The organism is Mycobacterium sp. E802 (assembly GCF_001666875.1).
In the GTDB taxonomy this organism is placed as follows: Bacteria; Actinomycetota; Actinomycetes; order Mycobacteriales; family Mycobacteriaceae; genus Mycobacterium.
This window is the reverse complement of record NZ_LZJD01000046.1, coordinates 21832-44838: the sequence shown is the minus strand read 5'-3', so window position 1 is coordinate 44838 and position 23007 is coordinate 21832. Positions and strand designations below refer to the sequence as shown.

At 66.3% G+C, this 23007-nt stretch carries 23 protein-coding genes and 1 riboswitch; of the genes, 12 read left to right on the top strand and 11 right to left on the bottom strand.

Annotated elements, in window-relative coordinates:
• Positions 1-92 precede the first annotated feature (92 nt).
• Positions 93-902, top strand: coding sequence for a class I SAM-dependent methyltransferase (locus A5699_RS06620; protein ID WP_067767194.1), 810 nt, complete (start codon positions 93-95; stop codon positions 900-902).
• Positions 903-992: 90 nt separating this feature from the next.
• Here the strand turns inward: A5699_RS06620 and A5699_RS06615 are convergent, their stop codons facing one another.
• The 3 genes from A5699_RS06615 to A5699_RS06605 are packed head-to-tail and all read right to left on the bottom strand — an operon-like array spanning position 993 to position 4484.
• The gene (locus tag A5699_RS06615; protein WP_067767190.1) at positions 993-1901 is read right to left on the bottom strand and encodes a CoA ester lyase; all 909 of its coding nucleotides are present in this window, start codon (positions 1899-1901) and stop codon (positions 993-995) included.
• Between the two features lie 30 nt (positions 1902-1931).
• Complete coding sequence (locus tag A5699_RS06610; protein ID WP_067767472.1) at positions 1932-3116, bottom strand: CaiB/BaiF CoA-transferase family protein; 1185 nt, start codon at positions 3114-3116, stop codon at positions 1932-1934.
• Positions 3117-3125: 9 nt separating this feature from the next.
• Positions 3126-4484 (bottom strand): LLM class flavin-dependent oxidoreductase, encoded by a 1359-nt coding sequence (locus A5699_RS06605; protein ID WP_067767187.1) that lies wholly within the window; start codon positions 4482-4484, stop codon positions 3126-3128.
• Between the two features lie 68 nt (positions 4485-4552).
• Here A5699_RS06605 and A5699_RS06600 point away from each other — a divergent pair, with 68 nt between their 5' ends.
• Complete coding sequence (locus A5699_RS06600; protein WP_067767184.1) at positions 4553-5209, top strand: GntR family transcriptional regulator; 657 nt, start codon at positions 4553-4555, stop codon at positions 5207-5209.
• Between the two features lie 4 nt (positions 5210-5213).
• Here A5699_RS06600 and metE read toward each other — a convergent pair whose 3' ends face one another.
• The 3 genes from metE to A5699_RS06585 form a co-directional block, all read right to left on the bottom strand.
• Positions 5214-7499: a 5-methyltetrahydropteroyltriglutamate--homocysteine S-methyltransferase gene (gene metE, locus A5699_RS06595; protein WP_067767469.1), complete on the bottom strand. Its 2286-nt coding sequence runs from the start codon at positions 7497-7499 to the stop codon at positions 5214-5216.
• Positions 7500-7628: 129 nt separating this feature from the next.
• Positions 7629-7837: riboswitch (cobalamin riboswitch) on the bottom strand.
• Positions 7838-7910: 73 nt separating this feature from the next.
• Positions 7911-8486 (bottom strand): sensor domain-containing protein, encoded by a 576-nt coding sequence (locus A5699_RS06590; protein WP_231965628.1) that lies wholly within the window; start codon positions 8484-8486, stop codon positions 7911-7913.
• A gap of 216 nt (positions 8487-8702) precedes the next feature.
• On the bottom strand, positions 8703-9107 hold the full coding sequence (locus A5699_RS06585) for a hypothetical protein (RefSeq protein ID WP_067767466.1): 405 nt from the start codon (positions 9105-9107) through the stop codon (positions 8703-8705).
• Between A5699_RS06585 and A5699_RS06580 the strand changes: the two genes are divergently transcribed.
• The 4 genes from A5699_RS06580 (at position 9091) to A5699_RS06570 (ending at position 11497) form a co-directional block, all read left to right on the top strand.
• Positions 9091-9759 carry an MspA family porin gene (locus A5699_RS06580; RefSeq protein WP_231965624.1) on the top strand — a complete coding sequence of 223 codons (669 nt, stop codon included), beginning with the start codon at positions 9091-9093 and terminating at the stop codon, positions 9757-9759. The two genes, A5699_RS06585 and A5699_RS06580, sit on opposite strands and share 17 nt — an antisense overlap.
• A 545-nt stretch (positions 9760-10304) precedes the next feature.
• The gene (locus tag A5699_RS29840; protein ID WP_231965623.1) at positions 10305-10532 is read left to right on the top strand and encodes a hypothetical protein; all 228 of its coding nucleotides are present in this window, start codon (positions 10305-10307) and stop codon (positions 10530-10532) included.
• 251 nt (positions 10533-10783) lie between these two features.
• A complete protein-coding gene (locus A5699_RS28995) occupies positions 10784-11065 on the top strand; it encodes a hypothetical protein (protein WP_231965621.1) in 282 nt (93 codons plus the stop codon).
• 93 nt (positions 11066-11158) lie between these two features.
• Positions 11159-11497, top strand: a complete 339-nt coding sequence (locus A5699_RS06570) for a hypothetical protein (protein WP_231965619.1) — start codon at positions 11159-11161, stop codon at positions 11495-11497.
• On the opposite strand, the gene A5699_RS06565 is transcribed toward A5699_RS06570, so the two are convergent.
• Entirely contained in the window at positions 11494-11895 is a 402-nt protein-coding gene (locus A5699_RS06565; protein ID WP_067767174.1) for a hypothetical protein, read from the bottom strand. The two genes, A5699_RS06570 and A5699_RS06565, sit on opposite strands and share 4 nt — an antisense overlap.
• Positions 11882-12436, bottom strand: coding sequence for a signal peptidase II (locus A5699_RS06560; protein ID WP_067767172.1), 555 nt, complete (start codon positions 12434-12436; stop codon positions 11882-11884). Before A5699_RS06560 ends, A5699_RS06565 begins: the two co-directional genes overlap by 14 nt.
• 186 nt (positions 12437-12622) lie before the next feature.
• Between A5699_RS06560 and A5699_RS06555 the strand changes: the two genes are divergently transcribed.
• The 5 genes from A5699_RS06555 to A5699_RS06535 are packed head-to-tail and all read left to right on the top strand — an operon-like array spanning position 12623 to position 18944.
• On the top strand, positions 12623-13657 hold the full coding sequence (locus A5699_RS06555) for an iron chelate uptake ABC transporter family permease subunit (RefSeq protein ID WP_067767169.1): 1035 nt from the start codon (positions 12623-12625) through the stop codon (positions 13655-13657).
• Complete coding sequence (locus A5699_RS06550; protein WP_067767166.1) at positions 13654-14697, top strand: iron chelate uptake ABC transporter family permease subunit; 1044 nt, start codon at positions 13654-13656, stop codon at positions 14695-14697. The genes A5699_RS06555 and A5699_RS06550 overlap by 4 nt, the downstream gene beginning before the upstream one ends.
• Positions 14698-14710: 13 nt before the next feature.
• Positions 14711-15517, top strand: coding sequence for an ABC transporter ATP-binding protein (locus A5699_RS06545; protein WP_197508210.1), 807 nt, complete (start codon positions 14711-14713; stop codon positions 15515-15517).
• Positions 15514-17181 carry an ABC transporter ATP-binding protein gene (locus tag A5699_RS06540; RefSeq protein ID WP_157561120.1) on the top strand — a complete coding sequence of 556 codons (1668 nt, stop codon included), beginning with the start codon at positions 15514-15516 and terminating at the stop codon, positions 17179-17181. Before A5699_RS06545 ends, A5699_RS06540 begins: the two co-directional genes overlap by 4 nt.
• The gene (locus A5699_RS06535) at positions 17178-18944 is read left to right on the top strand and encodes an ABC transporter ATP-binding protein (RefSeq protein ID WP_157561119.1); all 1767 of its coding nucleotides are present in this window, start codon (positions 17178-17180) and stop codon (positions 18942-18944) included. The genes A5699_RS06540 and A5699_RS06535 overlap by 4 nt, the downstream gene beginning before the upstream one ends.
• A gap of 1 nt (position 18945) precedes the next feature.
• On the opposite strand, the gene A5699_RS06530 is transcribed toward A5699_RS06535, so the two are convergent.
• Positions 18946-19806, bottom strand: coding sequence for an ABC transporter substrate-binding protein (locus tag A5699_RS06530; protein WP_231965616.1), 861 nt, complete (start codon positions 19804-19806; stop codon positions 18946-18948).
• Between the two features lie 234 nt (positions 19807-20040).
• Between A5699_RS06530 and A5699_RS06525 the strand changes: the two genes are divergently transcribed.
• Complete coding sequence (locus A5699_RS06525) at positions 20041-20793, top strand: enoyl-CoA hydratase (RefSeq protein ID WP_067767144.1); 753 nt, start codon at positions 20041-20043, stop codon at positions 20791-20793.
• A 16-nt stretch (positions 20794-20809) separates the two neighbouring features.
• On the opposite strand, the gene A5699_RS06520 is transcribed toward A5699_RS06525, so the two are convergent.
• Both A5699_RS06520 and A5699_RS06515 read right to left on the bottom strand, forming a co-directional pair.
• Positions 20810-21997 (bottom strand): dihydrolipoamide acetyltransferase family protein, encoded by a 1188-nt coding sequence (locus A5699_RS06520; RefSeq protein ID WP_067767142.1) that lies wholly within the window; start codon positions 21995-21997, stop codon positions 20810-20812.
• Positions 21994-23004 (bottom strand): alpha-ketoacid dehydrogenase subunit beta, encoded by a 1011-nt coding sequence (locus A5699_RS06515; RefSeq protein ID WP_304528242.1) that lies wholly within the window; start codon positions 23002-23004, stop codon positions 21994-21996. Before A5699_RS06515 ends, A5699_RS06520 begins: the two co-directional genes overlap by 4 nt.
• Between the last annotated feature and the right edge of the window lie 3 nt (positions 23005-23007).

Genomic DNA, 23007 nt, shown 5'->3' with positions numbered 1-23007 from the left:
CGAGAGATCGCGATCACCTGTCAACCGAGGCAACGACTCTCGATACCGCAGCGCGGGTCCACCGCAAATCTGCCGACAGGTACGGTCGTGCCATGCCAGTCGTCGACGCTCGTCATCTGACCGCGATATCCGAGACCGCGCTCTTGACTCTGCACCAGAGAGCCACCGAGGCGGCCCGGCCCGACGGCATCATCGAGGACCCGATGGCGATCACGCTGCGCGAGGCCCTCGGCTATGACTACGACAACTTCGGACGGACCCACCAGGCGACCGCCCTACGGGCCGTGGCCTTCGACGCCGCCACTCGCCGATACCTTCAGACCCACCCCCGCGCGACGGTGGTCGCCCTTGCCGAGGGGCTGCAGACCAGCTTCTGGCGCCTCGACAACGGTGAGATGAACTGGCTTTCAGTCGACCTGGAGCCCATCGTCCGGCTGCGCCTGCAGTTGCTCCCGTCGTCGGACAGGCTCCACTACCTGGCACAATCCGCATTCGACCACTCGTGGATGGATCAGGTCGACGCCGCAGGCGGTGTGCTCATCACCGCCGAGGGATTGTTTCAGTACCTGGAGCGGGATGCGGTGTTCGACCTCATCGCCGCCTGTGCCGCGAGGTTCCCCGGAGGGCAGCTGATCTTCGACAGCGTCCCACGATTTCTGAGCTGGTACTCACAACGGCGCGGCATCAGGCTCAGCAGTCAGTACACCGCGCCACCCATGCCGTTTTCGTTCACCGCCGACCGGTACGACGAGTTACGCGCCATTCCCGGCGTGCTCGCGGTGCGCGAGCTCGAGATGCCGGCGGGCCGGGGCAAGATATTGTCTGGTGCCGCGGGCCTCGTCTACCGGTCGCGTTCACTCGAGCGTTTCCGCGCGCCCACCAACCTCATCGAATTCGGTTGATGTAGAGGTCAAGTCAGCCGAGCGTGGGGCTTGTGCACGGAGATCGATCCGATCGCGTGCACCAGGCCCACAGCCGGCAACTCGAAAGACCTAGGCGACACCGATCAGCGCGGCCCGAGCCAACACCTCTTCGGCTTTCTTCACATGAGCGGCGTCGACGAGTACGCCCTCGACGCCGACGGCACCGCGGCCCGCCGCCTCGGCCTCCCGGTACGCCGCGACATTGCGGTGCGCCAGCGCGATCTCCTCGGCAGACGGGGCAAACACCTTGTTCGCGATCGGAACCTGGCTCGGGTGGATCGCCCACTTGCCGGTGTAGCCGTACAGCGATGAGCGCCGGGCTTCGGCCTCGTATCCGGCCACATCCGCGTAATCCGGGTACGGCGAGTCGATTGCGTCGATTCCGGCAATTCGCGCCGCGACCATGATCTTGTTGCGGGCGTAGGCCCAGAAGTCGCCCGGGTACTCACCCATCGGCACGAAGTTGGTGTCCACCCGCGCACCCTGCGATAACGAGAAATCGCCGACGCCGAAGATCACCGCATCCAATCGCGGGCTGGCGCGCACGATCTCCTCGGCGTTGGCCAGCCCCTCGACCTCCTCGATCAACACCTCGAGCCGAATCTTGCGCTCGAGTCCGAGCTTTTCTTCGAGCTGGGTGAGCAGCAGGTCGACCCACCAGACGTCTTTGGCGGTGCGGGCTTTGGGGATCACAATGGTGTCGAGTTGAGCTCCGGCATGGGTCACCACGTCGATGATGTCGTCGTGACACCATGGCGTGTCGAGGCCGTTGATCCGTACGGCCCGCGCAGTCCGTCCCCAGTCGAGTTCGGTCAGCGCACGGATGGCTTTGGCGCGTGATTCCACCTTGAGCCCTACCGGGGTGGCGTCCTCGAGATCGAGGAACACCAGGTCCGCGCCACAGGTGACACCCTTGACGAACATGTGATCGTTGCAGGCGGGCAGGGCAAGCTCAGAACGGCGGACAAGATTGGTCATCGTATTCGTATTCCTTTGTTTCACTGAAAGTTACAGCACGCCGCCGGCGCACAGATCATCGATTTCTTCAGCTGTCAGGCCAAGGAGCTGGTGGTAGACCTCGGCGTTGTGTTCACCGAGGCGAGGGCCCAGCGATTCCACCTTCCCGGCGTGCCCCGAGAACCGTGGGACCGGGGCCTGCACTGTCATGGCGCCGAGCTCGCTGTCGGGCACCGAGACGAACACTTCGCGGTGACGCAGTTGTTCGTCGGCCACGAGTTGGGTGATGTCGTAGACGGGTGCCGCGGCCACCTCAGCGGCGTCGAACACCGCCATCGCCTCCGACAGAGTGTGCGCGGCAACCCATTCAGCGACCACGGCGTCCACCTCGGCGGCGCGGGCCAGCCGGCGTTGCGGATCGGAGAAATCGACGTCCGACACCAGGTCGTCGCGGCCGATGGCCCGGAACACTCTCAGCGCCAATGCCGGTGAGCTACCCGACATGGCGAGCCAGCGTCCGTCGGAGGTTCGGTAGGTGTTCCGGGGCGCTGAGATGTCCCAGCGGTTGCCGGTCCGGCGCGGAACAATTCCGAGCTGGTCATAGCCGAGCAGGTTCTGCTCGAGCAGTCGCGCCAGCGGATCGACGAGATTGATGTCGATCAGCTGCCCGCCGGCACCGTGCACGTCGCGGTGATAGAGCGCCATCATCACGGCATAGGCAGCGTTGAGGGAGGCCACCCCATCGGCCAGCATGAACGGCGGCAAAGTCGGCGGCCCCTCGGCTTCGCCTGTCACATGGGCGAATCCGCTCATTGCCTCACCCAGCGTCCCGAATCCTGGTCGCTCGCTCTTGGGTCCGGTCAGTCCATAACCGGTGATGTGCAGCATCACGATGCGGTCGTTGAGGGCACGCAAAGATTCGTAGTCCAGACCCCATTTGGCCAGCGTCTGCGGCCTGGTGTTGACGATGACGACATCTGACTTCTCGGCCAGACGCCGGACCAGGTCCTGCCCTTCGGCCAGACGCAGATTCGCGGTTACCGATTTCTTGTTGCGGGACACAGACTTCCACATCAGCCCGACGCCGTCACGCTGGTTGCCCCAAGTTCGGATGGGGTCACCCTGACCAGGCTGCTCGACCTTGATCACATCGGCGCCGAACTCACCCAAGTAGGTGGCCGCCAGGGGCGCCGCCGCCAGGGTGGCCAGGTCGAGGACCCGGACGCCACCGAGCATGCCGCCCATCTATGACGCCGACCCGGTCAGGGTGCAGGCCGGCCGATCCAGCCCCAGGTGATCGCGCAGTGTATTTCCGGTGTAGGCGGTGCGGAACAATCCGCGATGCTGCAGCTCTGGAACCACCATCCGTACGATGTCCTCATAGGACCCTGGGGAATGCGTTGCAGCCATGACGAATCCGTCACAGGCCCCGCTGGTGAACCACTCCTCCATCTGGTCGGCCACTTGCTTGCCGGTGCCGACGAAGCGGGGACCTTGCAGCAGGGTGGCGCGGTGACCGGCCAGGTCGCGAACGGTCACGGTGTCCCCGCCGATATGGGTGCGCAGGTTCTGAACGAGTCCACGGATGCCTGAGACTGAAGCAATCAGCTCGTCGGTGACCGGATCGTCCAGGTCGTGCTGAGCGAAGTCGTAGTTCATCAGCTCCGACAGGAGAGTCAGCGACGCCATCGGGTCCACCAGGTCGTTGAGGAACATGTCCTCGCGCTCCTTGGCGTGCGATTCGCTTTCCCCCACCACCGCATACGCCATCGGGCAGATCCGAACGGACGCCGGATCGCGGCCGGCATCGGCGATGCGCGCCTTCTGATCGACATAGTGCGACCGCGCCACATCGATACCAGGGTCGCCAGTGAAGATGAGATCGGCCCAACGCGAAGCGAATTCACGCCCACGCCCCGATGAGCCGGCCTGGAGAATGACTGGGCGGCCCTGTGGTGTGCGCGGTACGGTCAGCGGGCCGCGCGATGAGAAGTAATGACCGACATGCCCGAGCTCGTGCACCTTGCTCGGGTCGGCGTAGTGCCCCGAGGTCCGATTGTGCTGGATCGCGTCGTCCTCCCAGGTGTCCCAGAGGCCGGCGACCACGTCGAGAAACTCATCGGCGCGGTTGTAGCGCTCGTCGTGACCGAGATGGGTATCGAGGCCGAAATTCTGCGCCTCGCTGTCGTTGACCGATGTGACCACGTTCCAGGCCGCGCGGCCGCGGGAGAGGTGGTCCAGCGTCGCGAAAGTCCGGGCGACGTGAAATGGGGCGTAGTACGTGGTTGAGTAGGTAGCGCCCAACCCGATGTGCGAGGTCGTCTGCGCCAGCACTCCGAGGATCACGCTCAGATCGAGCTTGACCGGACGAGCCCCGTAACGCACGGCCTCCGCCACCGAGCCCCCGTAGATCCCGGGCATCGCCAGGCGGTCATCGAAGAACATCAGGTCGAAGCAACCCTCTTCGAGCTGCCTGCCGATCTTCGCGTAGTACGACGCGTCGAGATAACTGTGTTCGGTCGCGGGGTGGCGCCATGAGCCGGCATATACAGAAGTGCTTCCTGCCTGCATGAACGCCACGAGGGACATCTGATCGGAACGCATAATTGGAATCTAACATCTGATATATCAGATATCAAGGGTATCGTACGTCCTGCCGGTACGCTGCACGAATGACGTCGCCGTTGGACATCTCGGGCACCGTGCGTGAACGCGCGGCCCGCGAGCTGCGCGACCGGATCATCACCGGAACCTTGGCTCCAGGGACCCGCATCGACCTGGATGCCATCACCGAAGAATTCGCAACCAGTCGCACGCCGGTCCGCGAAGCTCTCCTGGAACTCTCGTTCGAAGGGCTGGTCCGCGTCGCACCACGCAGCGGGATCACCGTGATCGGCGTCAACTCGGACGACGTCACCGACAGCTTCACCATCCTGGGCGTCCTCACCGGCCAGGCCGCGGCATGGGCCGCTCAGCGAATCACCGCCGACGAGCTCTCGCGGTTGCGGGAACTGGCGGCCGATGTCGCCCAGCGGTCAGGCGCGGACAGTATCGGCGAGGCCAACTGGCTGTTCCATCAGGAGATCCACCGCGCCGCGCATTCCCCCCGATTGCTGACCCAGATCCGGCAGGCCGCGCGGGTGGTGCCGTCCAACTTCCTGACCGTGTTTCCCGAGCATGAGAAGCACTCGCTCGACGAACATGAGCAACTGCTGGATGCGTTGGAGGCCAAGGACGCCGAAGCCGCCCGCACCATCGCCGAACGCCACGTCCTGGAGGCAGGGCGCTCGTTGGCGGCCTGGCTGGATACTCAGGCCGCCACGAGCTGAGCCACTATCCTCCGCGGACCTCGGCGGCCGCTGCGACCAGTCGTTTGAGCGATGCGGTGACCTCGTCGGTGGTTCGGGTCTTCAATCCACAATCCGGGTTGACCCAGAGTCGTTCGGCCGGAACAGCTTCGAGTGCTTCCCGCAGCGACGTGGCGATCTCTTCGACACCCGGCACCCGCGGTGAGTGGATGTCGTAGACACCCGGGCCCACACTGTTCGAGAAGCCGACGGCGTTGAGATCGCCCAGCACCTCCATGTGCGAGCGAGCCGCCTCGATCGAGGTCACATCGGCGTCCAGATCGGCGATCGCACCGATCACCTCACCGAACTCCGAGTAGCACAGATGGGTGTGGATCTGGGTGGAATCCTCCACCCCGGACGTGGACAACCGGAACGCCTTCACCGCCCAATTCAGGTACGCCTCTTTGGCTTTCGAACGCAGCGGCAGCAGCTCGCGCAACGCCGGCTCATCGACCTGAATGATCGCGATACCGGCCGACTCCAGATCAACGGTCTCGTCGCGGATCGCGAGGGCCACCTGGGCGGCGGTCTCCGCCAGCGGCTGATCGTCACGGACGAAAGACCAGGCCAAGATGGTGACCGGGCCGGTGAGCATGCCCTTGACCGGCTTTTCCGTCAGCGACTGCGCATAGGTGATCCAATCGACGGTCATCGGCTTGGGCCGGGCCACATCTCCATAGAGGATCGGTGGACGGACGCACCGGCTGCCGTAGGACTGCACCCACCCGTTCTGCGTGGCGAAGAACCCGTCGAGTTGCTCGGCGAAGTACTGCACCATGTCGTTGCGCTCGGGCTCACCATGCACCAGCACGTCCAACCCCAGCTGTTCCTGCAGCTCGATGACCTCGGCGACTTCGGCCTTCATGCGGCGCTCATACTCAGCGGCGTCGATCTTGCCGGAGCGCAGATCGGCACGGGCGATCCGAATGGCCGAGGTCTGCGGGTAGGAACCGATCGTGGTGGTGGGCAACGCAGGCAGTTTCAGCCGGTCCTGCTGAGCGACGCGACGTTGATCAGCCGGCCCACGCTTGGCGCCCGAAGCGACGATCTCCGAGATCCGGGCCCGGACTTCGCCGTTGTCGAGTCGCGGATCAGACTTGCGCGACTCGATGGCGGCGTTGGACGCAGCGATCTCGCCAGAAATGGCCTCGCGACCGTTCTTGAGACCACGAGCCAGTGCCACCACTTCGGTGACCTTCTCGAAGCCGAAGGCCAGCCAGCTGCGAAGCGCCGCGTCCAGATCGCTCTCGGCGTCAAGGGTGTAAGGCACGTGCAGTGTCGAGCATGACGTGGAAACTGCTATCGCCGCCACAGACCCCGTCAGCACGGACAGGGTGCCCAGTGCGGCCTCGAGGTCGGTGCGCCAGATATTGCGGCCGTCGACCACACCCGCCACCAGGAGCTTGTCGGCGAGCTCCGGCACTGCGGCCAGCGCGGCGCTGGTTCCGGCAACCAGATCGACGCCGATGGCCTCGATCGGGGTACGAGCCAATGCGGGCAACGCGTCGGTCAGCTCACCGAAGTAGGTCGCGACGAAGACAGCCGGCCGTTTGGTCAGTCCGGCGAGATGGGCGTAGGTCCGCTCGGCGATGTCGGCCGCATTGTCGACAATGTCGGTCACCAACACCGGCTCATCGACCTGGACCCACTCGATTCCCTTGTCTGCCAACCGTCCCAGCAGTTCGGCATAGACATCGACGAGGTCATCGAGACGGGCCAGCGGCGCTCCCGCTCCATCGACGGACTTGGACAGGGCCAGGAAGGTGATGGGACCAACAAGCACCGGGCGCGCCGGAATCCCCTGTGCACGTGCCTCTTCCAACTCCCCCAGCACTTTGGCCGGGTTGAGGGCGAAGGTGGTCTCCTGGCCGATCTCGGGCACGATGTAGTGGTAGTTGGTGTCGAACCACTTGGTCATCTCCAAGGGGACGATCTCTTCGCCGTCATAGGTACCGCCCCGGGCCGCGGCGAAATAGCGGTCCAGGTCGTCGGCGACAGCGGTCACACGCGGCGGGAGTGCGCCGACCAGCACTGCGGTGTCGAGCATCTGGTCGTAGTAGGAGAACGTGTTGACCGGGACCGAGTCCAGTCCGGCCGCCGCCAGTGACTCCCAGGTGTCCCGGCGCAGCGTTGCCGCCACGGCCTCGAGTTCGGCACGGTCGATACGACCGGCCCAGTACTTCTCGACGGCGCGCTTGAGTTCACGGTTGGGTCCGATGCGGGGAGAACCCAGGATGGTGGCGGTGAAGGGTACTGCAGTTGTGCTCATGACGACGTCCTTCAACGTGCGACGGGGATGGCCACCGCCAGGAGACGTCGAACCGAACTCAGCCACCCCGCCATGGGTGAACGGCGTTCGGCCACTGCCCATTCCGCGAGGCGATGAACCACCGGACGCGGCGCGCCCGGTACGGCTGGCAGGTCTTCGGACTCACAGGCACGCACGGAAACCGTGCTCCTACTGGCCGTCGCTTCCCAGCTGCAGTTGCCTGCGTGCCAGTGCTGATGACGGCGGTCGTTCCTGCATACCGCTGCGGGACAGTCCCGGATTCTCACCGGGTTCCCTCTCACGTCGCATCTCAATCAGCCTGCGTCGTTCGATGTCGGCACCGCAAACACCCCGGCACCGGCAAACCAGCTGCGCGGGCCAGACTACCCGCCTCACCCCGGCGGGTAGCGATCAGCGCGGCATCGCGGCCTTGATCTTGTCCACCACATCGGCTGCCTGGGTTACCGACGAGCCTGCCGGCTTGCATGCCTGCACGTCCATGACGAGATTGGCGGCCACGCCGAGCGCCCGCTGGCAATCCCTGGTCTGATCCCCGTTGACGCGGGTGAAGGGCAGGGTGAGCTCGTCGTCGGTCTTGGTGAGCTGGCCGCTCTTCCACTTGGGCAACGGTTCACCGTTGAGCGTGATGTTCACCTTGTGGTCGGTGCACTTCGACCAGCGATCGGCGGACTGATCCAGAAAGTCCTTGGCGTCCTGCGGGGTCGGGAAGATCACCACCGACTGCACCAACAGGTTGTCCCAATTGTCGTTGTCCGGTGCTCGAAGCAGTACCTGGCGCATCGCGGTCCAGTGGTCCCCGTAGATGGCGGACTCGTTCACCTGCCAGGCACCGAGGCAATTCAGGTTGGGCAGCAGGTTGCGATGATCACTCATCGCGGTGACCGGCGGGTGCGCCGTCATCCCGTCGGTCCCCATCAGGGAGTTGACCTCGTCGGTGCTCAGCAGCAGCCCCTCGAGCGCGGACATGGGCACATCCTTCGGCGGCCCCTGAGGCTTGTCGCCGCCGCCGGCACAACTGGTTGCCAGCAGTACGAGCGTGAGCAACGAAATCGCAAGCCGGATCACGGCAGTCCTTTACTGACGGCACGGGTCGCCGCGCATCGGGGTGGGTGAGTTTCCAAGGTGGTGAATGCCGGCGCGTCCCGCCAGAACCTGATCAGGACAACGTGATTCGATTCGCCGTCAGGCGTGGGTGCCCGCAGCGGCACAAGCCATCTGTGCGTTGGTGGCATCGGTGTTGAGCTGGGTGGCGGTGTCATTCAGAGATTGACCACCGGTGCGCAGCCCCATCTTCAGGAGCAGCTTGGTGGCGCCGAACGACCAGGACCGCATCGGGTTGGCGATGTCCGGGGAAAGCCCAGGTGTTCCCGCGGCACTCATCGCCGATGCGGCGGCTTCGCGCAGCGCGGTCCGGCCACTGGTGTTCGTCGTGCTGATGGTCGGGTCCCCGTAGTCGGGGCGCTCCACGCCTTCGATCGAATCCGCGAAATCGCCGTAGAACGTCGACGCCGAATCGAGCGCGTTGGCGAACGTCGAGCAGGCCGTAACCGCAGGTACGCCAGGATCATCCGTGGTCGCGACCGGCACCGATACCGGACCCGGGGCCGGCACACCGGCCGCCACCGGAGGCAACTCGGGCGCAGCCGGCCCTGGAGCACCGGTCGCCGACGCCGGCCCCCCGCCGGACAACGGTCTCGTCGCATCCGCGGAGCCCGGTGTCGTCACGACGCCCGACGGGTGGAAGCTCACCGTCGCTGCGAAAGACGAGAGCCAGCTGCCGGTGGCACCGCTGACCACCGCCGCATCCTCTCGCGAATACCTCGTGGCCGGCACGTTCACCGGCACCGTCACCGGTGGCGGGTCCACCACTCTGTCCGGCGGCACACTGGATACCGGCTACCAGATCGGTTGCGGTATCGAACTGGGCCAGGTCCGCCTCATCGGCTCGATCGGCCTGAGCACGTCGGGTTCGACGCTGGCCGGCATCATCCCGACCGGTGTGAGCATGCCGATGTCGGGCACGCTGGAGATCCACCTCAAGCCCGGTACCGTCACCAACGTGTCCGTGAACAAGAAGTCGTTCAAGGCGGCACCGGTACGCGTCACGGTCAAGGACGTCCACATCAAGATCGACGGCTGCACCGGTCAGTCCTTCCTGCGCTCGTACGCGACCCTGACCAGCTCCACCACCGACACCGACGACGTGGTCGCGTACTACGGCGTCACCAAGGCAGTCTGACGGGGAGCTGTGAAAGCGAAACACGAAGGCATGAGCGAGAACCCAGACGGCACGTACGCGGTCAAGAACGCGATGGCCGCCCTCGCCGCAGCCGGGCTGTTCGTGGTCGGTGCGGCGGTTGCCTGCTCGGCAACCGCCGCAGCCGACCCGGCACCGCCGGAGGTTCCGGGCGCTCCCGCGGTTGCCGCCCCGGCCCCCGCGGTGGAACCGCCTCCCCCGGCCGGACCCGAGGTGCCGCTCGTCGGTGCACCACTCGGGCCGCAAGGGCTGTCGGTTCTGGGGCAGACCGGAACCCAGGCGGCGCCAGGCAGAATGGGCGTCCCCGACGGGATCGACCTGAGCCCGGGTGCGCTGTTGGGGCAGTACGCAGCTCCGGCTGCACCGGGCGGTCCGCCACCCACCAACGCCCCCAACCTCAGGGCGTTCAACAACGGGAACTTCCTCCCGCAGAACGAGAAGCCGTCAGCACCCGGACAGGGCACCGTGGTCGGGGTCGAACCGGGCCAGGAGAACGCGGACATCTCCGGGCTCGACTGGATGCGGACATGCGCGACCTGTACCGTAACGGGAACCTGCGGGGCGCAATGCTGGGCCAGGTCCCCAAAGAGCAACTCGGTGAACCGCTTCCGGGCACCGCTCCCCCGCCCGGGACGAACATCCCGTCGGGTCTCGGTGAGAATCTGCCGGATCCAGCGGCTCCGCCCCCGGCACCGGGAGCCCCGCCGGCACCGGGAATCCCGGGGCCGCCGCCTCCCGCAGCTCCAGCTCCCTGACACATACATTCAGGCAGCATCCGGTATTCCCGGGTGCTGCCTGATTTCTTGCTGCCCCCATCCCCCCGTCCACCGCGCTCCACCGCCAAAATCCGCTGGACGAATTTTCGCAACTTTCTGTTAACTTTCTGTACACCGGGAATACACTGGCTGTTGACGGCCGGAGCTACCGGTGAGAGCGACAGCACGAGATCCGACCGCCGGGGAGGATCGAAATGCTGACGCATGCGCGAAGATCGAGAATCATCGGTGTGGCGGTTTTCATTCCCGCCATTGCGGTCGGGGGTGCGCCATTAGCCGCGGCAGAGCCGACTGCGGGCAGCGGGCAACGGGCCGACGAGACCATCTCCGCCCTTAGCGCCGAGGGCTACACAGTGGCGATCAACTGGGTGGGCGGCAAGAGCACACTGCCGCTGGACAGGTGCCGGGTCAATTCCATCCACAACCCCAACCGCGGGGCGCCCCCGTTGCCGAAGTCATCGGTGACGGTCCACGTGGATGTGCAGTGCCCGGACGAGTCCTCGAACTCCTGAACGACGTCATCCCCCTGCCCGGCGGAATAGACTGGCAAGACCGGTCCGACCGCCGGGAGGGTCATCATGCGGCGAGCATCGCGGTGCGTAAAAGTGGTTTCCCCCTTGGTGTTGTGCTGCGCCGGGATTCTCGTCATCTCAGCCCCACCCGCCGGAGCTGATCCCACAGCGGGCGAGCAGTCAGCTGACGCAGTCATCAGCGACCTCGAGGATCAGGGCTACAGCGTCGAGATCAACTGGGTCGGCGGCGTGAGCACGACCCCGCTGTCGGAGTGCTCGGTCAAAGGCATCCACAACCCCGACCGGTCCTCACCGCCGGCTCCGAAATCCTCGATCACCGTGTACGTCGACGTGGCGTGCCCCAACGAACCCGACGACTCCTCCGTCATCCTCGGTCCGCTCGGGCCTTTCGGCCCGTTCGGCATCGGCTAGAACGCACCCGCGTTGGGTACCGAGGTGGTCGCATAGGGATTCGACATGGTCGTGGTCGGCGGCGCAGTCGTCTCCACCGCAACTTCTGGGGGTGGCGGTGGCGCACTTGACGTTCCGACGTCCTCGCTGGTGCTCACCGGTGTCCGTGGCGATGTGCTGGTACTCGTGGTCATCGACCGCGACGACACCGGCTTCGTGGGCGTCACCGGGGTGAGCCGCTCCGGCTGGGCCGGCAGCACCGAATGATGCGACGTCATCAGGATCGCGAATACCAGCGCGCCGATGGCCACCACTGCCCCGATCCCGGCGAGCACCATCGCCGCGGTGGTCTCGTGCCAGGGGGTATGCGGCCGATCGTCCGCCGAACCGATCCGGTGGTCCAGATTAGTGTCCAGCATGCGGCCCCAAGTTCCGGGCCGCACCGTTGAACGGAAAACCTGACAGCGACAACGCGATCAGCCACACCACGCCCGCCAGTACAGCGAGATCCGCGACATTGAACACCGGCATCGGGCCGATCGCCAGAAAGTCGACCACATGGCCCCGCAGCGGTCCGGGGGCGCGGAAGAATCGGTCGACGAGGTTGCCCGCGGCGCCTCCCAGGATCGTCCCGAGGCCCAGAGCCCACCACGGCGAGCGGACATGCACGCCGATCCAGGCGATGGCCGCGGCAACGCACAGGACGACGATGGTCAACATCACGGTCCGGTCCGCGGCCATCGACAATGCCGCACCGGAATTGCGGGTGAGCTCACACGCCAGCCAGTTACCGAGCAACGGGACGGTGCGGCCGGGCTCGAGTGTCCCCACAGCCAGGGCCTTGGTCCCGACGTCGAGCAGAAAGACCGCGCCCGCGGCCGACAAGAGCAGCCGACGCCGCGTCGGCTGTGCCGAACCGGCGCCCGGAGCGCCAGAAATATCGGCGATGTCGGCCGTCACCGAATCATTGTCCGCTCACGAAAGCCGGATCGCCGGGCGACGCGGCTGACGTTTCGGTGAACATTTGTGGCGCGTCAGGGTTCGTTCGACGCCCTCGGCGACCAGACCGCAACCTTCGTTAGGCTAACCTAACGCAATGACCCTCTTCGACTATGCAGCGTACGGGACCGGTCAGCCGCAGCCGCGGTGATCACCTTCAAGCCGGCGGCTCCACCGACCGGATCCGTGCGACGCCGCCGTGGTTTCGGGCTGCTGATCGCCGCCATGTTGCTGGCGGCAATGTGTTTGGCCAGCCTGGCAGTCGGCACCGAGAACGTGTCCCTGTCGACGGTCTGGCATGCGGTCACCGACTACCACGACATCGGCGATCAGTGGATCGTGCACGACCTGCGGATCCCCCGCACTGCGCTCGCACTTCTCGTCGGACTCGCCCTGGGACTTTCAGGCACCCTCATACAGGCAGTCGGACGGAATCCGTTGGCTGACACCGAGATCCTCGGAATCAACGCCGGCGCCGCGTTGTTCGTCGTCAGCGCAATCGCCTTCTTCGGTCTGACCGGCATCCGGACCTATATCTGGTTCGCCTTTGCCGGAGCGCTTTTCGCGATGGCCATCGTGTATCTGGTCGGCATGACCGGCCGCGTCACCGTCACCCCGGTGCGGGTCCTGCTCGCAGGCGTGGCGGTGGGCGCCGTGCTCGACGGCATCGGATTCGCCGTGCGGTTGCGCAATCCCCGTGCCTTCGACAACATGCGCTACTGGGACGCCGGGGCGCTCGACGGCCGGCCTCTTGAGGTGGCGGCGGCCATCGGTCCGTTCATCGCCCTCGGGGCGGTGTTGTGCGTCATCGTCAGCCGCTCGCTCAACGTCACAGCCCTTGGCGAGGATCTGGCGAAGAGCATGGGCGGCAACGTCGCACGCACACAGGCACTCAGTCTCGTCGCCGTTACCCTCCTCGCGGGTGCCGCGACCGCCGGTGCCGGCCCGATCGGTTTTGTCGGTCTGATGGTTCCGCACGCCGTGCGGCGATTCACCGGCCCGGACTGGCGCTGGATCCTGGCGTATGCGTGCTTCGTGGCGCCGGCGCTTCTGCTGGCGGCCGACATCATGGGCCGTGTGATCATCCGGCCCGCAGAACTGCCCGCCGGTATCGTCACCGCCTTTCTCGGTGCGCCGGTGCTGATCTGGTTGATCCGACGCCGTGGGTCGGATCGCGGATGAGCGTCGAATTCGGGCACCGCCAAGTTGTCTTGCGTTCTCGAGGCATGTCGTTCCGGGCCTCGTGGCGCTCGATCCTCGTCGTGGTTTCACTTCTGGCCGCTGCCGTCGTCATCGGAGTGGTCGCCATCGGATTCGGCAAGTACACCGTCGCGCCCCTGGAGGTGCTGAAGGTTCTGCTCGGCGCCAACACGTCGTTCGACCGCGTGGTGGTACTCGAATGGCGAATGCCGCGGACTGTGATGGCGCTGCTGGTCGGTGCCGCGCTGGGCATCTCCGGTGCGATTTTTCAGGCACTGACCCGAAACCCGCTGGGCAGTCCCGACATCATCGGGGTCAACACCGGCGCCTACACGGGAGCCCTGATCGTCATCGCCGGTTTCGGCGGCGGCTACTACGCCGTCGCGGCCGGCGCATTGGTGGGCGGTCTGGTCACCGCACTCGCGGTGTATCTGCTGGCCTACCGCAACGGGCTGGCGGGGTACCGGCTGATCGTGGTGGGTATCGCTCTGGGTGCAGTGTTGAGCTCGGTAAACCAGTGGATCGTGATCAAACTCGACTTTCACGCGGCGGTCACCGCATCGGTGTGGCAGCAGGGCACCCTGAGCGGGTTGAGCTGGGTGCAGGTCGTTCCGATGACGGTCTGCCTGCTGGCCGTCACCGTCGGGCTGGTGGCGCTGGGCCCGCAGCTTCCGATACTGCAGCTCGGCGATGATGCGGCAGGGGCTCTCGGGATACAACCTGACCGAGCGCGATTGGCCTATCTGGTCGCTGCGGTGGCACTGGTGGCACTGGCTTGCGCCGCCGCGGGACCGATCACATTCATCGCGCTGGCGGCACCGCAACTCGCGCGCCGGTTGACGGCCAGTGCGGGCGTCGGCCTGATGCCGTCCGCGACGATGGGCGCAGTCCTGCTGCTCGGCAGTGACGTCATCGCCCAGCATCTGTTCGGCGGCAACGAACTCCCGGTCGGTGCGGTGACGGTGTCGCTGGGGGGCACCTACCTGATCTATCTGCTTGTCGCGCAGGCACGTAAACGGTAAAGGGAGCATGCATATGGAGGGCAGTCGGCTACGTGCCAACCACCTGTCGATCGGCTACGAGGACCACACCGTCATCGCCGGCCTGTCGGTGCAGGTGCCTGACGGACAGGTCACCGCGATCGTCGGCCCCAACGCGTGCGGCAAGTCCACCCTTTTGCGCGGGCTGGCCCGACTGATCAAACCTTCCGAGGGCCAGGTCGTTCTCGACGGCGAAGACATCGCGTCCCTGCACACCAAGGAGGTGGCCCGGAGACTGGGCCTGCTGCCTCAGACATCGATCGCCCCCGAGGGCATCACGGTGGCCGATCTCGTGTCCCGAGGCCGCTTCCCACATCAGAGAATCATGCGACAGTGGTCGGCCGACGACGAAGCCGCGGTCGCCGATGCGATGGGCCAGACCGGGGTGACGGAGTTGGCCGGTCGGCTGGTCGACGAGTTGTCCGGCGGTCAGCGACAACGAGTCTGGGTGGCGGTGGTGCTGGCCCAGCAGACCCCGCTGATCCTGCTCGACGAGCCGACCACGTACCTCGATATCGCCCACCAGGTGGAGTTGCTCGACTTGTTCACCAAGCTCAACCGGGAGCAGAACCGCACGGTCGTCGCCGTCTTGCACGACCTCAACCACGCGTGCCGCTATGCCGACCACATCGTCGCCATGAAGTCCGGGGAGATTGTCGCGCAGGGTGATCCGGCCACGGTCATCACCGAGGAGTTGGTCGAGGACGTCTACGGCTTGGCGTGCCAGATCATCGAGGACCCTCAGACCGCGACGCCGCTGGTCATTCCACGGGCATCTGCGTACACCAGGAGGCCGTCGTGAATTCCGGTGCGGCTGTGCTGCGCCGCACCGTAATCCGCAATCTGCGCTGGCTGATCCCCGGTACCGCACTGACGTCACTGCATCAGGTGTGTGAGGCCGCGATACCGGTGCTCATCGGGGTGATCGTCGACCGCGCGGTCGGCACCGGGAGCGTGCCGGCCATCATCGCCTGGATCACGGTGCTGGCCGCCCTTTTTCTCGTGCTGTCGGCTCTGTGGCGGTTCGGGTCCCGGTTGCTGATGTATGCCGTCGCGCGCGAATCACATCTGTTGCGCATAGAGATCAGCGGTAGGCTCCTCGACCCGCTGGGCATCCAAACGGATTTCAAAGCCGGTGAACTGCTCTCGATCTCGTCGACGGATGCCGATGAAACCGGCTACGTCATCGACTACCTGCCCCGCGTCGCCGGCGCAGTGGTCGCCACGGTCGTATGCGGCATCGTGCTGCTGAGCATCGACCTGCCGCTGGGATTGATCGTGCTCATCGGCATCCCCCTCGTAGTGTCCGCACTTCAATTGAGCGCACCGCTGATCGCGCGGCGGGTGGAGGAACAGCAGGCAGAGGTGGGACGGGCGACCGCGTTGGCCACCGATCTGGTCAGCGGGCACCGGCCGTTGCAGGGCATCGGGGCACAAGCCAATGCCGCGGCACGCTACCGCGCAGCCAGCGGAAGATCGCTCGCCGCCACCTTGCGCGCCGCCCGGATCGAAAGCGTCCAGGAAGGCGGGGCGGCAGCGGCGGGAGCACTGGCGGCCATGACGGTCGCTGTCGCGGCCGCCTACTTCGCACTGCACGGTGATCTGTCACTGGGCCAGTTGATCACCGTGATCGGTCTGGCACAGTTCCTGATCGAGCCGTTCTCCACACTTGCGATCGTGCCGAGTTGGGTGGCCGAGGCCCGAGCATCGGCCAATCGTGTGGCGGCGGTGCTGAATTCCCCAACGCTGCATTCCTCCGAGCCTGCGACGGCGGCGCCTGAGGAGGTACTCCCCGGCGCCCTGACCGCGCGCCTCGACGGCTGGACCCTGCAGCTTGCGCCCGGCGAGTGCGTCGCCGTGCTGACTGCTGACGCACGCGACGCGGCGACGCTGGTCGACGTGCTTTCGGGCCGGGTGCGGTCTACCGCTTCGGTGCATGCCTGCGGGTACCCGATCAGTGCGATCAAGCCCGGCGAGCGACGCCACAGACTGCTCGTCGAGCACCACAACGGTGAACTCTTCACTGGCACCCTGGAATCCAACCTGCGCATCGGCACGCAGGGCCGCGATGCCGGGCCCGCACTGGCGGCCTCGTGCGCGGTCGATGTCGTCGATCTTCATCCCGACGGCCTGTCGCACCCCGTCCTGGAGCGCGGAGCGAGCCTGTCCGGCGGTCAGAGACAACGCTTGACGTTGGCCCGGGCATTGGCCGCCGACCCCGACATCCTGGTTCTGCACGACCCGACCACGGCGGTCGACGCCGTCACCGAACAGGCCATCGCCGACGGCATCCGGCAGCTGCGGCCGTCCTCCGGTCGCACCACACTGATCGTCACCAGCAGTCCTGCACTGCTTGCCACCGCCGACCGCGTTGTCGTGGTGGCGGACGGCCGGGTTCGGGCCGAGGGAACGCATCGCGATCTGTTCGACTCTGACCCCGTCTACCGAAAGTTGGTGTCCCGGTGACGATCAGCGAATCGATCACCCCGCCTGTCCTGCCCGTGGCCTCGGCCGCACGCAGTCGTCGGTGGCTCGTCGCCGAACTGCGAACCAGGCCGGCTCGGACCACCGCGGCGTGTGCGATCGGACTTGCCGCGGCAGCCGTCGCCACGGTGCCGGTCTACCTGCTCGGTACGCTCGTCGACCGAATCCGCGACGGCGCCACCACGGGCAGCCTCGCAGGACTGGCGGCGATGATCGGTGTGTCCGCCGTTCTCGGCGGCTTCGGTACCGGGCTGTCGGCGTACCTGATCAACCGGCTCGGCGAGCACACTGTCGCCGACCTGCGCGAGGACGTGCTCGCCAGGGCCCTGAACCTGCCTGCCACCACGATCGAGGAGAGCGGCCGGGGCGATCTGCTGTCCAGGGTCGGTCCAGATGTCGCCGCGGTGGCCACGGCGGTGTCACAGGTATTGCCCACCATGTTCAATGCCCTGTTTCTCGGTGTGATCACGCTTTTCGCGATGGGAAGCCTGGACTGGCGGCTGGGCTTGGCCGGCGCGCTGTGCATCCCGGCATATGCGGCCGGCCTGCGGTGGTTCCTACCGCGATCAGCACCGCTGTATGCCGAACAGCGCGTCGCGACGGCACAGCGCACGCAGCTCACCATGGAGTCGGTCCAAGGCTTCAGAACCATCGACGCCTACGAGATCCACGCTCAGCAGCTGGCCGGAATCGAGGATGCATCGAACCGCGTGCGGGATCTTTCGGTGGCGGTCTTCACCCTGTTCACCCGCTTGGTCGGGCGCGTCAACCGCGCCGAGTTCATAGGATTGTCAGCGACATTGGTGGTTGGGTTTCTGCTGGTGCGGTCCGGTTCGGTCACCATCGGCGCGACGACGGCGGCCGCCTTGATGTTTCACCGGTTGTTCAACCCGATCGGCATGCTCATGTACAACTTCGACGAGATCCAGGCCGCGGCAGCGTGCCTGGCGCGGCTCGTCGGAATCGTCGACCTGCCCGTGCCCGCCGGGCGGCCCGGCTCGGCGACCCCGGCCGGATCCGCCGTCGAGATCCGCGCATTGTCGTTCCGCTACAACGCCGGACCCGAAGTTCTGCGGGATGTTTCCCTCAGCATTCCGGCCGGGACCCGCTGCGCACTGGTCGGCTCCACCGGAGCGGGCAAGAGCACGCTGGCAGCCATCGTGTCAGGTCTGTACGCGGCCACCCGGGGGCACGTCGAGATCGGCGGCGTCGCCGTGGGCGACATCGATCCCCGCCTGTTGCGTCGCTGGGTTGCCACCGTCACTCAGGAGATTCACGTTTTCTCCGGTCCGCTCATCGATGATCTGCGCCTGGTGGCACCGGAGGCCACGCGCGAGGAGATCTGGGGTGCCCTTCGCGTGGTCGGCGCGGCCGGTTGGGTCGAGGCCCTCGACGAGGGGCTGGACACCCCTGTAGGGGAGCATGGCGCATCCCTGACCGCCGCCCAAGCTCAGCACATCGCTTTGGCGCGACTGGTGCTGGCCGACCCCGCGGTGGTGGTTCTCGACGAAGCAACCGCAGAAGCGGGTTCGGCTCATGCCGTCGAGCTGGAACGCGCAGCGGCCGCGGCGACCGAGGGACGAACGACGTTGATCGTCGCGCATCGGCTCACTCAGGCCGCCACGGCTGACCAGATCGCGGTGATGGAGGGCGGGCGCATCATCGAAAATGGGACGCACACCGAGCTTCTCGAGCAGGGCGGCCGCTACGCGCAGCTGTGGGCCGCGTGGAGTGCGCCCGGGTAGCTCAGCCGTTCGACAGGTCGGTCACCGGCCGGCCGTTGAGCGCATTCGCGAGCTGTGGGGTGAGCACGTCGAGTGAGTACAGCAGGGCGCTGGGTCCGTTGTAGGTCAGCGCACCGTTGAGGTTGGACTCGAAATTCGTGTACAGCGTGCGGCCGTCACGGACCACACCGAGACGCGCGAAGGCCGGAGAGGCCAACATCTGATCTCTGGTGGCGCCGGCGACGAACAGCACGTCGTGATCGAGCAACTCGAGTTTCTCCTCGCTGACATCACCATCGACATCCTGGGTCTTGAAACCGACCGCGTTGAACACCGCGCGCCGAGGGTCGTTCTGCGGCAACAGATAATGCCCACCGCTCTCGGGTCCCTGATCGACCACCAGCGTCTTGCCGTCAAATTCCGGATTGGCCTTGCGTACGTCGTCAATCCGGCCCTGGACCTTCTCGACGAGCGCCGCGGCCTCGGCTTCCTTGCCCAACGCCTTGCCGGTGGTCAGCAACTGGGCATTCCACGGCGTCTCCTCGTCGGCGTAGTCAGCGGACTGGATCACCGTGGGCGCGATCTGGGAAAGCCGGTCGTAGGTCGGCCGATCGATTGACTCGTAGATCGCGAAGATCAGGTCTGGCTTCTGCGCGGCGATCGCCTCGAAGTCGATCTCATCGCTACCCCAGGTCGGGATGGCTTTGCCGCCAGTGGCCGAGGCAACCCACGGATAGCTGCTGTAGTTCTCCTCGAAATCTCTGGTACTCACCGGGATCACACCGAACGGCAGCACGAAGTCCTGATCGGTCCACCCGACGGTGACGACGCGCTGCGGAGCTGCAGGTACCTTCGTCTCACCGAACTTGTGCGTGATGGTCACGGCATCTGCCTGCGGCGTCTGGTTCTCGCCAGATCCACAGGCCGTCAGCAGGCCCACCGACATCGCGACGACAGCAACAACACGGCCCCAATGACCTGATTTCACCCGCACAATTCCCCCTCAGCCGGACGACTCGGACGGAGCATAGCGTGGTTAGGCTAGGTTTACCTGCCTAGCGGCTGCGGGCTCGCGTGACGCTCACGGGCCCAAGCCCACGGAGGTTAGGGTGACAACGTGTCCGATTCAGTGTTGGTCAGCGTCGACGATCACATCGCAGTCATCACCGTCAACGACCCCGATCGCCGCAATGCGGTGACCTTCGAGATGTCGGCGGCCCTGCGTGCCGCGGTCGAGGCCGCCGAAGCCAACCCCGATGTGCACGCCGTGATCGTCACGGGAGCAGGCAAGGCATTCTGCGCCGGCGCCGACCTGACGGCGCTCGGCGAAGCCACCGAGGACGGGCTGCGCAAGATCTACGACGGGTTCCTCGCGGTCGCCGATTGCACGCTCCCGACCATCGCCGCGGTCAACGGCGCTGCCGTCGGCGCCGGCTTGAACCTCGCGCTGGCCGCCGACGTCCGTATCGCAGGCCCGGCCGCGCTGTTCGACCCGCGGTTCCAGAAGCTGGGCATCCATCCCGGCGGCGGCGCCACATGGATGCTGCAACGAGGCGTCGGCCCGCAGGTGGCCAGGGCGGCCCTGTTGTTCGGCATGCGCTTCGACGCCGAGTCCGCGGTGCGCCACGGGTTGGCGCTGTCGATCGCCGAGGATCCCGTGGGCGCCGCACGCGTGCTTGCCGCGGGCCCCGCCGGCGCTCCGCGCGACGTCGTGATCGCCACGAAGGCCTCGATGCGGGCCACCGCCAATCCGGGAACGGTCGACACCGATCAGCACGGGACCGCCGTCGACATCGAACTCGGTCCGCAGGCCCGCTCCATCGAATCCCCGGAATTCGCAGAGCGTTTGGCCGCCGCCAAGCGCAAGTAGCCGCTCCGGCCCTCCGCTACAGGTCGATCACAGCCAGCTCGGGCGCCTCGATCAGCGCACGCAGGTCACGCAGGAACGCGGCAACCTGTGCACCGTCGACGATGCGATGGTCGAACGCACACGTCAGTGACATGGTGGGGCGGGACACCACAGCCCCGTCGACCACGACCGGCCGCGGTTTCATCGAGCCCATTCCCAGAATGGCTGCCTCCGGATAATTGATCACCGGCACACCGTCGTCCAGTCCGAGTGCGCCGAAGTTCGACACGGTGAACGTCGACCCGCTCAGCTCGGCGGGGCTGAGTGTTCCGGCTCTGGCCCGCTCGATCAGCCGGGTCACCGCGGTGGCCAACTCTCGGGTCGTCATCGACTGCGCGTCGCGGATCACGGGGACCAGCAGTCCGCGCGGTGCCGCCACGCCGAATCCCAGGTGTACGGCCGGGTGCCGGTGAATCTGTGGGCCTTCGGCGGTTTCGAGCCAGGTGGAGTTCAGCATCTGATGGCGTCCGAGCGTCAGGACCAGCAGTCGCAACGTCAGCACGAACGGCGTGGCAGGCAGTTCCGCGTCGGCGCTCTTGACACGGTCACGCAGCTGCAGCAACGCGGAGCAGTCCACGTCCACCCGGGCATGAGCATCCGGGATTTCCTTACGCGACAACGACATCCGTCGGGCCATTGCGGTCTGGACGCCACCGACGTCGACGATGTCCGAACCGCCCGCGGCGGCCAGCACGTCGTCACGGGTGACGATCCCCTCCGGCCCGGATCCCGGTGCCAGCTTCTGGAGGTCGACGTGCAGGTTGGCGGCCAGTTTGCGGACCGGCGGTTTGGCCCGTGCCCGCGGGCTGTCCGCCGTCGCCGCGCGCCTGCTGACATCCATCGTGTCGTCGGTGCCGTAACCCACCAGGACCGACTTACGGGGCGTACCGGCACTTTTCGGGGCTGCGGTTGATGCAGCGGCAGGCTCACGGGTGTCGATCCGAACCAGCAGTGACCCGACCATCAAGGTGTCCCCCGCTGCACCGCCGAGCTCGAGCACCTGGCCGGCGAACGGGCTGGGGATCTCCACCTCGGCCTTGTTGGTCTCGACCGTACACACCGTCTGATTGAGCTCGACGGTGTCGCCCACAGCCACACTCCAACTGGTGATCGTGGCGTCCTGCAGTCCCTCACCGAGGTCAGGAACCAGGAACTCCCGGTTCACGGCTGCCCCACCGCGCGCTCGACGCAGTCGAGCAACCGATCGACGCCTGGCAGCCACACCTTCTCCAGCCGAGCCGGCGGGTAGGGGGTGTCGAAACCGGTGGCACGCAACACCGGTGCCTCGAGGTCATAGAAGCACTCTTCGGAGATCCGGGCAGCCAGCTCGGCCCCGAAGCCCAGCGTGCGCGGCCCCTCATGCATCACGACGGCTCGGCCTGTGCGCCGCACCGACGCGGCCACCGTGTCGAAATCGAGCGGGTTCAGTGAACGCAGATCGACAACCTCGAGGCTCCAACCGCGTTCGTCGGCCAGGTCGGCGGCATTCAGCGCGGTTGCCACCAGGCCGCCGTAGGTGATGACGGTGACGTCGGTTCCGTTGCGCCGCAGCATTGCCTGGCCGATCGGCGGCGCCGGTGCACCGGTGTCGACGAGTTCACGTGCCCAGTACCGCCGCTTGGGCTCCAGGAAGATCACCGGGTCGGGGCTGCTGATCGAGTACCGCAGCAGCCAGTACGCGTCGGACGGGGTCGACGGTACGACCACCTTGAGGCCGGCCGTGTGCAGCCAATACGACTCGGTGGACTCCGAGTGGTGCTCCACCGCCCCGATGCCGCCAAACGACGGAATCCGCACCGTCACACCCATGTTGATGTCCCCGTGGGTGCGCATCCGGTACTTGGCCAGGTGACTGGCGATCTGGTCGAAAGCCGGATAGCTGAACCCGTCGAACTGGATCTCCGGCACCGGGGTGAACCCGCGGATCGCCAGTCCGACAGCCACCCCGATGATCGCCGATTCAGCCAGTGGGGTGTCGAAACACCGCTGGGCACCGAAGGTCTCGGCCAGTCCCTCGGTGACCCGGAACACCCCGCCGAGGGTGGCGACGTCTTCGCCGAACACCAGCACATGGTCGTCGGCGACCATCGCATCGTGCAGCGCACGGTTGATCGCCGCCACCATGGTCAGTTCGGCGGTCGCCGGCAACGCTGCCTGCGGCGCCGATTGCACCGA